Origin of the sequence: Agreia bicolorata, from assembly GCF_000938265.1 — a bacterium.
In the GTDB taxonomy this organism is placed as follows: domain Bacteria; phylum Actinomycetota; class Actinomycetes; order Actinomycetales; family Microbacteriaceae; genus Agreia; species Agreia bicolorata.
In genome coordinates this window covers 76667-90215 of record NZ_JYFC01000007.1, presented here as the reverse complement: position 1 = coordinate 90215, position 13549 = coordinate 76667, and the positions used below count along the sequence as shown (strand labels likewise).

At 66.3% G+C, this 13549-nt stretch carries 11 protein-coding genes and 2 tRNA genes; 7 read left to right on the top strand and 6 right to left on the bottom strand.

Going from position 1 to position 13549, the window contains the following annotated elements; all coding sequences use genetic code 11:
• Window positions 1–7 precede the first annotated feature (7 nt).
• The gene (locus TZ00_RS14995) at window positions 8–652 is read right to left on the bottom strand and encodes a hypothetical protein (protein ID WP_161793787.1); all 645 of its coding nucleotides are present in this window, start codon (window positions 650–652) and stop codon (window positions 8–10) included.
• 9 nt (window positions 653–661) lie between these two features.
• Here TZ00_RS14995 and TZ00_RS20005 point away from each other — a divergent pair, with 9 nt between their 5' ends.
• The gene (locus TZ00_RS20005; protein WP_161793786.1) at window positions 662–1006 is read left to right on the top strand and encodes a hypothetical protein; all 345 of its coding nucleotides are present in this window, start codon (window positions 662–664) and stop codon (window positions 1004–1006) included.
• A gap of 165 nt (window positions 1007–1171) precedes the next feature.
• On the opposite strand, the gene TZ00_RS14990 is transcribed toward TZ00_RS20005, so the two are convergent.
• From TZ00_RS14990 to TZ00_RS14980, 3 genes are all read right to left on the bottom strand, one after another.
• On the bottom strand, window positions 1172–1927 hold the full coding sequence (locus tag TZ00_RS14990) for an aminoglycoside 3'-phosphotransferase (RefSeq protein WP_044442916.1): 756 nt from the start codon (window positions 1925–1927) through the stop codon (window positions 1172–1174).
• 69 nt (window positions 1928–1996) lie between these two features.
• Window positions 1997–3343: a trigger factor gene (gene tig, locus TZ00_RS14985; protein WP_044442914.1), complete on the bottom strand. Its 1347-nt coding sequence runs from the start codon at window positions 3341–3343 to the stop codon at window positions 1997–1999.
• Window positions 3344–3419: 76 nt separating this feature from the next.
• A tRNA-Pro gene (locus tag TZ00_RS14980) sits at window positions 3420–3497 on the bottom strand.
• Window positions 3498–3700: 203 nt separating this feature from the next.
• Here TZ00_RS14980 and TZ00_RS14975 point away from each other — a divergent pair.
• Both TZ00_RS14975 and TZ00_RS14970 read left to right on the top strand, forming a co-directional pair.
• Window positions 3701–3771 (top strand) — tRNA-Gly (locus tag TZ00_RS14975).
• 101 nt (window positions 3772–3872) lie between these two features.
• Complete coding sequence (locus TZ00_RS14970) at window positions 3873–7673, top strand: SCO7613 C-terminal domain-containing membrane protein (RefSeq protein ID WP_152631230.1); 3801 nt, start codon at window positions 3873–3875, stop codon at window positions 7671–7673.
• A 26-nt stretch (window positions 7674–7699) separates the two neighbouring features.
• On the opposite strand, the gene TZ00_RS14965 is transcribed toward TZ00_RS14970, so the two are convergent.
• Together TZ00_RS14965 and TZ00_RS14960 are read right to left on the bottom strand one after the other, a co-directional pair.
• Entirely contained in the window at window positions 7700–8380 is a 681-nt protein-coding gene (locus tag TZ00_RS14965) for a response regulator transcription factor (RefSeq protein ID WP_238579710.1), read from the bottom strand.
• 4 nt (window positions 8381–8384) lie between these two features.
• The gene (locus TZ00_RS14960) at window positions 8385–9770 is read right to left on the bottom strand and encodes a sensor histidine kinase (protein WP_238579709.1); all 1386 of its coding nucleotides are present in this window, start codon (window positions 9768–9770) and stop codon (window positions 8385–8387) included.
• 198 nt (window positions 9771–9968) lie between these two features.
• Here TZ00_RS14960 and TZ00_RS14955 point away from each other — a divergent pair, with 198 nt between their 5' ends.
• From TZ00_RS14955 to TZ00_RS19060, 4 genes are all read left to right on the top strand, one after another.
• Window positions 9969–10457: a Dps family protein gene (locus tag TZ00_RS14955; RefSeq protein WP_044442912.1), complete on the top strand. Its 489-nt coding sequence runs from the start codon at window positions 9969–9971 to the stop codon at window positions 10455–10457.
• A 120-nt stretch (window positions 10458–10577) separates the two neighbouring features.
• Window positions 10578–11501, top strand: a complete 924-nt coding sequence (gene ppk2 / locus TZ00_RS14950) for a polyphosphate kinase 2 (protein WP_044442910.1) — start codon at window positions 10578–10580, stop codon at window positions 11499–11501.
• Window positions 11502–11510: 9 nt separating this feature from the next.
• On the top strand, window positions 11511–11792 hold the full coding sequence (locus TZ00_RS14945; RefSeq protein WP_044442908.1) for a hypothetical protein: 282 nt from the start codon (window positions 11511–11513) through the stop codon (window positions 11790–11792).
• A 229-nt stretch (window positions 11793–12021) separates the two neighbouring features.
• Window positions 12022–13338 carry an HNH endonuclease signature motif containing protein gene (locus TZ00_RS19060; RefSeq protein ID WP_052521621.1) on the top strand — a complete coding sequence of 439 codons (1317 nt, stop codon included), beginning with the start codon at window positions 12022–12024 and terminating at the stop codon, window positions 13336–13338.
• Window positions 13339–13549: the final 211 nt, after the last annotated feature.

Genomic DNA, 13549 nt, shown 5'->3' with positions numbered 1-13549 from the left:
CGAGCGTTCACGGGTGCCAGCCGGCGTCCCGCAAGGCGCCTTCGACCCGAGCGACCGCGGCCTCCGGGTCGCCGAAGAGCTGCCCCTTGCGCACACGGATGGGCGTCCACTTGTCGCGAATGAAGCCCTCGATCCGGAGCATGTCCTTGTTGTACTGAATGGAGTCGGTGCGATGCTGCTCGCCGTCATACTCGGCGATGACACGAAAGTCTCGAAAAAGACTGTCGGCTCGGCCGAGGAACGTGCCTGACGCGCTGAAGATATCGACGTTGAGTTCAGGCTCGGGCAGGCCTGCCCGCACCATGTGGAGGCGAAGGATGGTCTCCGGCCGAGACTCCGCTCCTTGTCGCACATCGGCGAGTGCGCGCCGGAGCGCCCGAGCGTGTCGACCGGTATACCCGTAGGCACGGTCCGTGAGCTGTGCAAGCGTCGCATAGGGGCGAACCTCGCCGGGCGAGGCCCTCTTCGGCACAAGAATGAGGTGATCTGCAGCCGCCACGAGATCGTCATGCGACAGCACACCGGCCAAATGACACCAGGTCGACGCGGCGTCTGTTACGGGAAATCCATAGCGTCGTTCGACGCTGATCCGGTCGTCGGAGAACTCCCGGCCGCGCACCCCTCGCGCGCGGCTCGCCCTATTCGGAGTCATTCTGCCCACGTGCACGCCTTCCGCCGCGCTGAATGCCTCGGGCAGAGGCACGCGCCACATTCGCGCAGCCGTCACGCCGCAGAAGAACTCGTCTGGGCGCATCCGCACCATGTAGGCAAGACACAGGCTGTAGAGGCCTCGCAGCCGACCTCGGCGAACCCGCACGCCATAAAACGGTCGCTCGAGATCGCGTCCGCGCATCCGGTGTCGCCCCAGTCCGGCGCGGCGCCCATCAGCTACAGAGAACGATCGGTCTCGAAGCTCGGGAGGGAGGGCGACGCGGCGGGGCATGGCAGCCATGATGCCGATGTCACCGCGATCGCGGTGAGCCTCTCCACAGACCGCGCGAGCTAATCGACTCACCCCGGATGCACCGAAAACGCACCTTTTGTGCGCCTCCGCGCCGAGTCGCGCAGCCCGCGCGCGTCGATCCGGCGCAGATGCACCGAACGGGCGCTGCTTGGGCGCGTCCCGGGCGAGTGGATGCGTCGGGCTGGGGAGGAGGAGAACTCCTGACCCTCAGGTGGCTGCCCAAAGAGCGCGGTAGTACCGCATGCGAGGCGCGTCGCGGGCAACACCATAGGCGTCGAGCAGCTCCGACTCCAGAAGCGCTCCCCCGGCGTAGTTCCACTCCAGGCTCCACGTGGCCACTGCCAGGTCGGCCCAGCGGTCGGCAACTCCCAGCGACCCGAGGTCCACGTGACCGACGAATGATCCGTCGTCATCGAGAAGAGTGTTGGGCGCGCACGCGTCGCCATGGCAGACGACGAGCCGGTCGATGGATGGCGGGGCCTCGAGCGCCCCGTCTACCGCAAGGCCCTCAGCTTGAGCTCGTGCGATGCGCTGCGATATAGACCACGAATAGGGGCACGAGTCCACGGGCCGCGCATCGTGCATGCGGCGGAGTCCGGCCCCAATGGCGCGGGCCGCCACGCGTGCCGCCCGGCCGTCTGACGTGAAGCGCGCGTCGACCGCGCTGTGGCCCGGGATGCCGGCCATCAGCATCCACGAGCCGTCGTCGCCAGAGCCCGACGCGAGCACACGAGGAACTTCGATGAATGGGGCCGCCCAGCGCAGTCGCGCGACCTCGTGTTCGAAGGAAGGCTCGCCCCGGGGCATCCACTTGATGAAGCGTGCTGCGCCGCCTTCTCCGAGCCGGAATGTCAGCCCGCCTAGAGTGTTGCGCCATACGGGCACCGGTGTATCTCCGCTGGAGAGCTCCGCGACGACCGACGGCACCTCGACCGGACCGTCGGGCTTCGCGGCGATCACCATGCCCTCAGTCTCGCTTAACGACGAAGGGCCCGGCATGCACACGCATGCAGGGCCCTTCGGTCGAAACGACTAGTGCGAGTGGCCCGCGTGGTCGTCGTGGTCGTGACCCTCGTGCTCGTCGATGGCGTCATCGGGCTCCGAGACGACCGCAGCGAACTCCTTGAGGTCGACGGCCTTGCCGTCGGTGTCGACGACCTTGGCCTTGCCGAGCAGAATCGCGAGCGCCTTGTTGCGGGCGACCTCGCCGACCATGGCGGGAATCTGGCCGCTCTGGTCGAGCGCCTGAACGAACTCGTTCGGCTCCATGCCGTACTGCGCGGCACTCTGCACGAGGTACTGCGTCAGCTCGTCCTGGCCGACCTTGACCTGCTCCTTCTCTGCGACGGCGTCGAGAAGAATCTGGGTGCGGAAGGTGCTCTCGCTCGAGGCGGTCACCTCGGCGCGGTGCTCGTCGTCTTCGAGGCGGTTCTCGCCCTCGAGGTGACGGTGCACCTCGTCTTCGATGAGTGCGGGCGGAACGGCGACATCGACCTTCTCGAGGAGGGTCTCGACCAGCTTGGTGCGAGCGGCGGATGCCTGGCCGAACGCCTTCTGCTTGGCGACCGTGTTCTTGAGGTCGGCCTTCAGTTCGTCGAGCGTGTCGAATTCGCTAGCGATCTGAGCGAAGTCGTCGTCGGCCTCGGGAAGCTCGCGCTCCTTGACCGCGAGCAACGACACCGACACGAGCGCGTCGGATCCAGCGTGGTCTCCGCCAAGCAGCGGCGCCTCGAACGTGGTGGACTCGCCGGCCGAGAGGGAGTCGAGCGCCTCGTCGATGCCCTCGAGCAGTTCGCCCGATCCGACCTCGTAGGAGATTCCCGTGGCCTTGTCCACCTCGGCGCCATCGATCGTGGCGACCAGGTCGAGCTGAGCGAAGTCGCCCGTCTTGGCCGGACGGTCGACCGTGACGAGCGTTCCGAACCGGCTGCGCAGGTTCTGAAGCTCGGTCTCGATGTCGTCGTCGGACACCTCGACGGCATCGACGGTGACCTCGAGGTCGTTGTAGTCGGGGAGGGTGATCTCGGGGCGCACATCGACCTCGATGGCGAGCTCGAGGTCTCCGGAGAAGTCCTTCTTGCTGGGCCACTCGACGATGTCTGCAGACGGCTTGCCGAGCGGGCGAAGCTCGTTCTCGGTGATCGCCTGGCGGTAGAAGCCGTCGAGTCCGTCGTTGACGGCATGCTCGAGCACGGCTTCCTTGCCGACGCGCTGGTCGATCAGGGGCGGCGGAACTTTGCCCTTGCGGAAGCCGGGGATGTTGATCGACTCGGCGATGTGGCCGTATGCGTGATCAATGCTGGGCTTCAGCTCGTCGGGGGTGACCGAGATGGCGATCTTCACGCGTGTCGGGCTGAGCTGTTCGACCGTGGTCTTCACGTTTGGCTTCTCCTGAGGGTTAGTACTGTGCTGCACCGTTTGGCTGGATCAAAGTGGTACTGGGGAACTCGCGCTGTGGTCGGGGCGACAGGATTCGAACCTGCGACCTCCCGCCCCCAAAACGGGCGCTCTAGCCAAGCTGAGCTACGCCCCGGTTCTCGTCACAAGTCCCGTGAGGCCAGTCACCGGGTAACGCACAGGGCGTGTGGCACGAGGGTAGTGCCGGGCGAATTGGCCTCGGCAAGTCTACTGCACAGTCTGGAGGGCCGCTGTGCATTTTCGCGGCGCCGGTTACGCGCAGGGGGAAACTGTGTACTACGATGTTCCAGTGCCGCTTGCGGCGCACACTCCCGTTTCGGGGCTGTAGCTTAGTGGTAAAGCCTCTGTCTTCCAAACAGATGATGCGAGTTCGATTCTCGTCAGCCCCTCGTCGTAGAAAAAGCCCCCGAATTGTTCTCGGGGGCTTTTTTCATCCACAGATCGCACGCACCTGCTGCGTAAGATCCACGATGTCTGACACGCTGTGCACATGACAGACCCCGTGCCTGCCGCCATTCCCGCTTCGAGAGCCGCCTGGCCCGCGACACCTCAGGCCTTCGCTGACACCACCCTCTGCCCTCGTTGCTTCGCGACTCTCCGCAGCAGCCGTTGCCACTCCTGCGGCCTCGAATTGGCTGTTCCCTTGGCCGCAGAGCTGATCGCCGCCTCGAACACGCTCGTCGATGCCGAACGCCACCGACGCGAACTGATCGAGCGCATGTGGAACGAACAACTCACCGAACAGACGATCGCTCAGGTTCAGCCTGCCGCCGACATTCAGCAGACGCCACCCCAACGCACGCCCATAAATATGCCGGATGCCGCGAGCGCGGCCGCCGCGACGGTCACCGCTCCCCCGTTCCCGGCTGCCGCGCCGTCGGCGAGCGCCTTGCGCCCGCCCGAAGCCCCCGACACACGCCCTCGACGTTCTGGTGTGCAGGTCTTTCTGCTCGTGACGGGCATCGTTCTACTCTCCGTCTTCGCGCTGTTCTTCGTGACCGTCGCCTATCTCTTCGCCACCGTCGAGGTACGTGTTGTCGTCACAGCATTAGCGGGCTTTGCTGTGTTCGGCGTTGCCTGGCTCCTCAAGCACCGCCGCCTACCGGCCACCGCCGAGGGCGTCGGAGTGACGGGTGCGGTCATCCTGATCGGTGTGCTCGAGTTCATTCGGGGCGCAGAACTGTTCGGTTCCGCGTCGATCGCCCCGGCCGTGTTCTCCGGCGTCGGTCTTCTCGCTCTGGCCGCGCTGCTCGAGGTGCTTCATCGACTCTCCAGGCTCCGCTTCGCGCGGCTCGGCGGCTTGCTTCTTGCCCCGGCCGGTATCGCTCTCACCGTGGTCGGCGCGCTTCATCCTGTCGACTCGGGCCTCGCCTGGTGGGCAGGCCTGGTGGCCGCCGGTGCCTCCGGACTCCTTCTGCCGCAGATCGCCGAACGGTCAAGCGAGAGCGCCCTTGCGCGGTCCATCGTCTTCGCAGCGATGGCCGCGGCGCTCGTGCCTGCCGCACTGCTCCTACCAGACGCCCCCGGATCGTCCGCTGTGTCCTACTCGGTGTCAGCTCTGGCGTGGGGCGCATACGTCATTCGGCTACGATCCGAGCACGGAGGCCGCGGCTGGAGCCGCACGGCATCGGTTCTGCTGGGCCTGTCGGCATCGCTGGCGCCGGCGGTGGCGATCCTTCGCGAGGCGCCGACGGAATGGAATCTCTGGGCACCAGGAGCCGCAGCCGGCGTCATCGCCATCGCCTTCTTCGTCGTCGGCGCGCGCACCTCGACGAATCAGCTCGCGTCATTCACGTTCGCCGGAGCACGAATTCCTGCCCTCGTCGTCGCCGTGGCCCTCCTGGCGCCGGGCATCGGACTCGCCCCGGTTCATGTCCTCGGCTCCGTGATTCCACGCCACCTCCTGTGGCAGGCGTCTCTGGGCGACGCGGTCGGCATCGCCCCCAACCTCGGCGCCTGGGCCGCCGTACTCGCCCCGACCGTCGCAGCCGTCCTCGGTGCTGTGGCCATCCGTCTCGTTCGGATGCCTGCGGCCGCCACCGCCACCGTGGCCGGCCTCGCCGGCCTGGCGCTGCTCGCCGCGGCCAGCCATGGAGGCAGCGTTCTGCTCGCGCTCCTCGCCTATACGTTCGTCGCCGCCACCGGGCTCTCCGTTCTTCTAGCGACGCGTGGGCGACGTGTCCCAGCGGTGCGAGTTGTCGCTGCGATCGTTCTCGGCGTGGCGACCTTCGCTGTCGTCGTGCTCGCTCACGCGAGCTCAGCGCTGTGGCTGCCGGGCATCCTCACTGCAACCGCACTCATCGTCGCATCACGCTTCGCCGTCACACCAGGCACCCGCGCAGCGTCGGTCGTGCGGGCTCTGCTCACCGCTCTGGCCGTGGCTATCGGGTTCGCCGAGGTGACATTGCTGGTTCCTTGGATCTCCGGCTGGCGCGTGTTCCTCGCGAGTCCCTCGCTTCCTGGTCCGACAGACTTCACCGCTCTTCCCGGCGCCGCCGCTGCGCTCCTCCTCTGCCTGGTGCCGCTGGTTCTGCGCAGCCGCTTAGCCCACGCGCCACGCGGCGCACTGGATCTGCGAGCCACAGCGATCGTCGCCCTGCCCGCAGCGGCCGTCAGTTCGCTCGTACTCTTCGCTGCGGGCGCCACCTCGACCATCGATCACGTCGCCCGCATCGCGATCGCGCTCGGCCTCACCGTCGCGGCTGTTACATGGCAGAGTCGCGGCTCCGTGGCGAACACCGTCGAACGCGTCGTGCTGGCAGGCCTGGCACCGCTCTGGCTCGCGGCAGCTCTCTCCGCAGTCTCCGACGCCGCCGTGTCATCAGCGACCCTGCTCGGTGAGCTCGCGGCACCGGCCGCGGCGATTCTGTCGGCCGCTCTCGGAGCGGCGCTGTTCGCACGAACCGCGTCCGGCATACGCGGCGGCGCTCGCATCGCGTGGGAATGCGCGATCGCCCTCATCGTCATCGTGAGCATCGCCCGCTGCCTGATCAGCCCCGGCGAGAACACGTGGCTGATTCTCCTTCTGCTCGCGGTGACGCCGCTCATCGTCGCGTTCACCGACGGCAATCCGTTCACGAGCCAGTCGCCGCGACGTTTCGTCGGCACGTTGTCGTGCATCCTCGCCAGTGCAGCGCTCTGGCAATTCCTCGCATTCCGAGGCGTCGCCGACATCGAACCGTACACACTGCCCGTGGCCGGCTTGCTGCTGTGTCTCGCCGCCACCATCGCCGTTTTCAGGCAGCCGATATCGGCCGTGGCATCCGGCCGCTCGACTCTGTTCGCCGCGGCTCTCGTGATCGCGCTCGCGCCCTCCGCACTGGCCTCGATCACGGAAGGGCCGACTCGCGGAGTCGCCGTGCTCTCTATCGCCGCCGCTCTGACCGCTGCGGCACTCGTCGCACCCCGCGTGATCCGCGGCATCCTCGTGCGAGACAGCGCACTGTATTCGGGCATCAGTGTTCTCATCGCGGTGGGACTCGCGCGCACCATCCGCGACGCCGTCCTGCCCGCAGACGGCGCGCCGTTCCCCGAACTCTGGGTGCTTCCTGCCGCGATCGCTCTGATCGTGACCTCGATCGTCTGGACGAGGCGACGCGCCATGCCATTCCGCGTCGCCCAACTCGGCATTCCCTTGGCCATCGCACTCGTCGGTCTGAGCACGATCGTATGCCTGGTCACGTTGCCGGAGACGTCTGCGTCGGCACGTCTCGTTATCGTGAACACGGCATTCGTCGGTGCCGCGGTCGGCGCGGCGGTGCATCGTCGAGTGCCGCTCGACCACGTCTCGTACTACACCGCGCTCTGCCTCCTGGTCGCCGTCGGCATCACCGGCCTCGTGACCGGCGCGGCGGATCCTTTCGAACTGGCAACGGCACCTGTCGCCCTCGCGCTGATCGCGTCAGGCCTCGCCGCTCTGAGCCGCGACGCCGCCGCTCGCACGTGGCCGCATCTCGGCCCGGGACTCGCCGTGCTTCTCGTTCCGTCGCTCCTCGCCGACTTCGGCAGCACAGACCTCTGGCGCGTCATCGCGCTCGGCGTCGTGTCGGTGGCGGTCGTCGTCGTTGCCATCGCGCTGCGTTGGCAGGCGCCACTCATCGTCAGCGGGAGCGTTCTGCTCATACACGCGCTCGCCCAATCCTGGCCTTGGATCCAGGGGCTCTATTCGGCCGTACCGTGGTGGATCTGGCTGGGAATCGGCGGCGTAGTTCTCATCGCCGTGGCCGCGAGATATGAGCATCGGGTGCGCAATCTCAAGACCTTCGTCGGCACTATCTCCTCCTTGCGCTGACGTACAGCCCCCTCGCCGCGACGAGTTCAGGATGCGCGCAGCCAGGCGAGCACGGCCAAGACGCGGCGATGATCAGTACCGGAGTCGTCGAGGCCAAGCTTCGAGAAGATGCTCGAGACGTGCTTCTCGACCGCTCCCGTTCCCACAACGAGCTGGGAGGCGATGCCGGCATTCGTTCGCCCCTCGGCCATCAGGGCGATCACGTCTCGCTCCCGCGCGGTGAGTGTTGACAGCGGGTCTCGGCGCCGCCCGAGCAGATGCCGCACAACCTGTTCGTCGAGCACCGTGCCCCCAGATGCGATACGCGTCACCGCATCCCTCAGCTCGTCGAGCGACGCCAAGCGGTCTTTCAACAGATACCCCACGCCGTTCTCACCGGCCGCCAGAAGCTCTACCGCGTAGGTCTCCTCGACATATTGGCTCAGCAGCAGGATGCCGATTTCCGGATGCCGCCGGCGCAGATCGAGCGCCGCACGCACACCCTCGTCGCGGAACGTCGGCGGCATCCGAACGTCGAGAATAGCCACGTCGGGGCGCACCTCAGCGACATCTGCCAGCAACGCTTCGGCATCGCCGTAGGCGGCCGCCGTCTCGAACCCAGCCTCGGCGAAGAGCCGCACGAGACCCTCGCGCAGCAGCAGCGAGTCCTCTGCGAGAACAAGACGGATCCTGCCAGCCGACGGTGGCTTGTCGTCTCGATCACTCACACCCTCAGGATAAGGGGATGCGCGTCGCGACCATGGTGGGGCCGCCCGCGGGCGAGGTGATCGAGAACTCGCCTCGCAATCCGCTCACCCGCTCGGCGAGCCCTGCCAGCCCGTGGCCGGCAGCCTCAGCGGCTCCCCCGACGCCGTCATCGAACACGGTCAGTTCGAGAACGTGCTCACCGGCATCCGATTCACGGGTCGATGCCGATACCGTGGCCGTGGTCGCGGCCGCATGCTTCGCGACGTTCGACAGAAGCTCGGCGGCGATGAAGTAGACGCTGCGCTCCACCTCGGGTGCGATCTCCGACTCCCCCAACGACAGTCGGATGCTCGTGGGCACGGTGCTGCGAGCGGCGAGCGATTCGAGCGCGGCCGCCAAGCCACGGTCTTGCAACAGGGGCGGAGCAAAGCCTCGAGACAGCCCCCGGAGCTCCTCGAGCGTCTCACGCGATTGCTCCCTGGCCCCTTCGAGCAAGGCTCGAGCAGCGGCCGGATCGGAGTCGAGCGCCCGCTCGGCGCTGGCCAGATCGAACTGCAGGCGCACGAGGCGCTGCTGCGGGCCATCGTGGATGTCTCGCTCGAGTCGGCGGAGACTGTGGTCCTCGGCGGAGACGGCCGCGTCGCGGGATGCGCCCAGAGCGGCGACCTCGCGCTTGAGGTCGTCGGATGCGAATCGGCCGAGCATGCCGTGGGCGATCCCCTGGTGGATTCTCACGAGGCCGTGAGTGACAAACGGCAGCGTCGCCAGCATCGCGAGGCCGAGCAGCGTGTAGAGGATCGTCTCGTTCCGCTGAAGAACGCCGGGATCATTGCCTAGCTGCAGGCCGGGAACGACGAAATCGAGGATCACCTTGTTGAGCCAGAGGTTTCCCGACCCGTGCTGGGGCACGAACCGTGACCAGATGCCGTAGCTCAGCCCGCCGAGGCCTCCCACGAGCCACGTGATCGCGACGCACCAGGTCGCGACACCCACAGCGAAGTTCACGACTCCGCCGTGCAGAAGGTAGAGCCAGTAGTGCCCATCGCCCAGATAGTGCTTGAGCCATCCGATGGCTCCGCTGCGCCGCTCGACACTCCATATTGGACGGGCGATCGGCGGCATACCGGCCGCCTCGAGACGCCCCAGCTCGACCGCCCCGAACCATCGAGCCGAGACGACGGCTGCGGCCATCACGAAGACGCCGCCGAGAAATACGAAGGTCGAAGCGCCAAGCGAGAACAGAGTGACGAGCACGCTGAACGCCAGCGTGACCACGGGCAGCGTGGCGAGCAGAAAGCCGAGTTCTCGAGGCACCCTGGCCCAGCGTCGGCGGAACCGGCTCTGCACCGGTGCCGCGCCGTCGGAGTCGATCATCGTGTCCAGCGTGGCAGAGTCCAGCTGGTGTGTCATGTCGAGTGTCTGTGTTGCTATGCCTGTTGTCATGCCTCAACCCTGGCCGTCACGTCGCCCCGCCGACATGCGACCGGCATCCGGAATCGACCGGGGGTTAACCCCCGGTCAAACCATGGTTAGCCCAGCCTCAGCTTGCTTGCGGAACAATCTGTGCTGAGTACGGTTATACGAGTCAGACACGATAGGAGTCACACAATGACCAACACAACCGTCACCGTTCCCACCAGCTCGACGAGCCCCGACGTCGCTGCCGCCACGGCCCAGTTCCTCGCCCCGATCGTCGTCGACCTCCAGGCCCTCGCGATCAACGGCAAGCAGGCGCACTGGCACGTTCGCGGCGCCAACTTCATCGGCGTGCACGAGCTGTTCGACAACGTCGTGAGCCACGCCCAGGACTGGGCCGACCTCGCTGCCGAGCGCGTCGTAGCCCTCGGCCTTCCGCTCGACGCCCGCATCGACACCGTCGCGGCCAAAACCGTCATCCCCACCATGGAGCCCGGCTTCCAGCGCTCCGAGTACATGATCGCCGCGATGGTCGCTCAGATCGACGCGACGCTGGTGGGCGTTCGCAAGGCCATCACCGAGCTCAACGACATCGACCTCACCAGCCAGGACGTCGTCCTCGAGATTGCCCGTGGCCTCGAGAAGTCGCGCTGGTTCCTCGCCGCGCACATCGCAGAGTAAAGACAGCTCGAACGACAGCCCTTCAGTGGATCCGCTATCCGCTGGAGGGCTGTCGTGGTTAACCCGCAGTCCACCCGGCGGACACCGAGTGGATGCCTCCGACGGATAGCGTCAGGCTTCATGACGCAGCTCGTGAGCCACTATGCACTTCCGCCCGATCTCGAAGACGTCTCGGGCTACACGGTGCTCGATGAAGACGACGATGACCCCGTGCTCATCTCGCGAGACGGCACTCACGTCGACACCTGGCGCGAGGGATATCCGTATGCCGAGCGCATGAGCCGCGACGAGTACGAGTTGCACAAGCGGCTGCTGCAGATCGAGTTGCTGAAACTGCAGAACTGGATCAAGGCGTCCGATCGCCGTCTGGTCGTGGTCTTCGAAGGCCGCGACGCCGCTGGCAAGGGTGGAACGATCAAGCGGTTCACCGAGCACCTCAATCCGCGCGGGGCCCGAACTGTTGCTCTCGAGAAGCCGTCCGAGCGAGAGAGCAGCCAGTGGTACTTCCAGCGCTATGTGAAGCACCTTCCCGCCTCGGGCGAGATCGTGCTCTTCGATCGATCCTGGTACAACCGCGCCGGCGTCGAACGCGTCATGGGATTCTGCACCCCTGACCAGTACGACGAGTTCATGCGCCAGACACCGAGGTTCGAAGAGATGCTCGTGGGCGACGGCATCGATCTGGTCAAGTTCTGGTTCTCTGTCTCCGCCGACGAGCAGCGCACGCGCTTCGCTATTCGCCAGGTCGACCCCGTGAGGCAGTGGAAGCTCTCGCCCATGGACATCGCATCACTCGACAAGTGGGGCGACTACACGGCGGCGAAAGAGGCCATGTTCGCCCACACCGACACGGAGAACGCTCCCTGGACCGTGGTGAAGAGCAACGACAAGAAGCGCGCTCGCCTCGAGGCCATGCGACACGTGCTGAGCCTGTTCGAGTACGACAACAAAGACCACGAGATCGTCGGGGAGCCCGACGGAAACATCGTCGGCTCGGCGGCTCGCATCTACGAGCGCGGCGAGAACGCGGGTATCGTCGCGTAGCCTTGTCGGGTGGAAAAGGATCTACTCGCTCTGTCACAGCTGCGGCAGGAGGCCCGCGACGTTCTCGATGCGGGCATCGAGGCGCGCTGCCGCGAGGGTGAAGATCCGTGGGAGTTTCTGCCTGATCTGCCCACCGTCGATCAGTGCGTCGTCATCGGCTTGCGCACGGCTCACGTAGAGCAGCGCGACCCGTCTGAGCCACGGTTGTCGAACTTCGAGATCCTGCGATCGATCGCGTTCGACTATCCCGAGCTCCGCCGCGCCGCCTGGTCACTCGTAACCCGCCGCTGATTCCAGGCCGGTCGAGTAGACCTCCACCGCCACCGCCGCGCTGGTTGGGTAGGCCGCCAGCGGTCGCATCGAGACCCAGTTCCCTGAGCCTGTCGAAGGGCCCCCGGTCAGGCCATCTCCACTCCTCCCCAGGACCGCAACTCTCGCATTTATCCACAGCCCTTTCCCCTGATCAACGTGTGTTTGGCTCTAGCCACCCGATGTCGGTGGTCACTGTTTGACTTCTCTCATGACATTCGAATCCCCACTCCTCTCGCGCGATCCATACGTGGTCGCGCTTGATGAGGTCGCCGCTCTCGACACGCAGATAGCCCGGCTGTCTGCGGTCAGGGCCAGACGCGTCACCGAGGCTGCCCGCCAGCTCCACCGGCAAGCCCCGGTCGACATGTCCACCGCCGGGCCCGTGTGGTCATCGGCCCGGGTCGAGAGGATCGAGCTCGTCACCGAACTCGCTCTCCTGACTCGCCGCACCGAACACCGCACCGCCACCTTGGTCGATACCAGCATCGCCCTGGGCAGCTCTCTTCCCCTCACCCTTCACGCCCTGTCAGCAGGGCACATGTCGTGGGAGCACGCCGAAGTCATCGCGAAACACGCCGACGGATTAGAGGGCGACGCACTGCATACCTACGACGCTCGCCTGGCGGCGCTCGCAACGGAGGTGAATCCTCGGCAGCTCGAGAAGAAGGCCCGCCACGAGGTGGAGCTCGCCCAACCATCCACCGCGGTAGAGCGGGCAGAGAAAGCAGCAGCCACCCGGCGCATCTATGTCGATCCGGCAGCGGATGGCATGGCGTCCCTCACCCTGTTCGCCCCGGCCCCTGAGATCCACGCCATCGCAGACCGTGCCGTCCGACTGGCCGCCGGGTTGAAGGCTGGCGGTGACCCGCGGAGCATGGGACACCTGAAAGCCGATGTCCTCACCGACCTCATGCTCAACGGCGAAACGTCGATTCCTGGAGCGACCAGAGGCGTCCGCGGCAGGGTTCATGTGATGGTTCCTGCGATGACACTGTTGGGTGTGGGTGAGGAGGCGGCGATCCTCCGCGGCTACGGCCCCATCGACCCCGCCACCGCCGCCCAACTCACCGCCGACGCCACATCGTGGCGGCGCATCCTCACCGACCCCATCACGGGACGCATCCTCAACACCGACCCTCGGGACTACCGCCCCACGGCAGCGATGATCGACCACGCAAGGCTGGTGCACCCGGAATGCGTGTTCCCCGGCTGCACCGTTCCGGCGGAGCAGGCAGACATGGACCACACCGAGGACCACGCCTTCGGCGGAGACACCATCCCAGAGAATCTCGCACCGCTGAGTGCGGGACATCATCGGGTGAAGCACCACACGAGATGGCAGTTCGTTCAGAACGGAGACGACACCCTCACCGCAACCTCACCCGCCGGACACGCCTACACGATCCGGCCCGAAGGCCGGATGAAACCCGCACCACGGCAACTCATCAAAGCCGCAGCAGCAGCCGCAGCAGCATCAGCCGCGACGACCACGGAAGAGGACAACCTCTACGACTGCCCCTTCTAACCACCACCCCCGAGCCTCGATACGGCCGCGGGCGGCCTCCTCGACCGGCGCAGGAATCTGCGCCGATCGAGTAGCGGCGCGAGGAACGAGCACCGCGTATCGAGATCACCCCGGAGCTGCCTACACAGCCGACTGCTTCGCACGACAAACCGACCTCATGCAGGTCAGCAGTCAACCGAGGCACTTCGGCGCGCCCGGACTGTCGTGGGAC

What these genes read in the sequence shown, in the direction of transcription:
- TZ00_RS14990 (WP_044442916.1), bottom strand. Translation starts at nt 1,927, where the DNA reads ATGGTGATCGCCGCGAAGCCCGACGGTCCGGTCGAGGTGCCGTCGGTC.
- TZ00_RS14955 (WP_044442912.1), top strand. Translation starts at nt 9,969, where the DNA reads ATGACCAACACAACCGTCACCGTTCCCACCAGCTCGACGAGCCCCGAC.
- TZ00_RS14970 (WP_152631230.1), top strand. Translation starts at nt 3,873, where the DNA reads ATGACAGACCCCGTGCCTGCCGCCATTCCCGCTTCGAGAGCCGCCTGG.
- TZ00_RS14960 (WP_238579709.1), bottom strand. Translation starts at nt 9,770, where the DNA reads ATGACACACCAGCTGGACTCTGCCACGCTGGACACGATGATCGACTCC.
- TZ00_RS19060 (WP_052521621.1), top strand. Translation starts at nt 12,022, where the DNA reads ATGACATTCGAATCCCCACTCCTCTCGCGCGATCCATACGTGGTCGCG.
- ppk2 (WP_044442910.1), top strand. Translation starts at nt 10,578, where the DNA reads ATGACGCAGCTCGTGAGCCACTATGCACTTCCGCCCGATCTCGAAGAC.
- TZ00_RS14995 (WP_161793787.1), bottom strand. Translation starts at nt 652, where the DNA reads ATGACTCCGAATAGGGCGAGCCGCGCGCGAGGGGTGCGCGGCCGGGAG.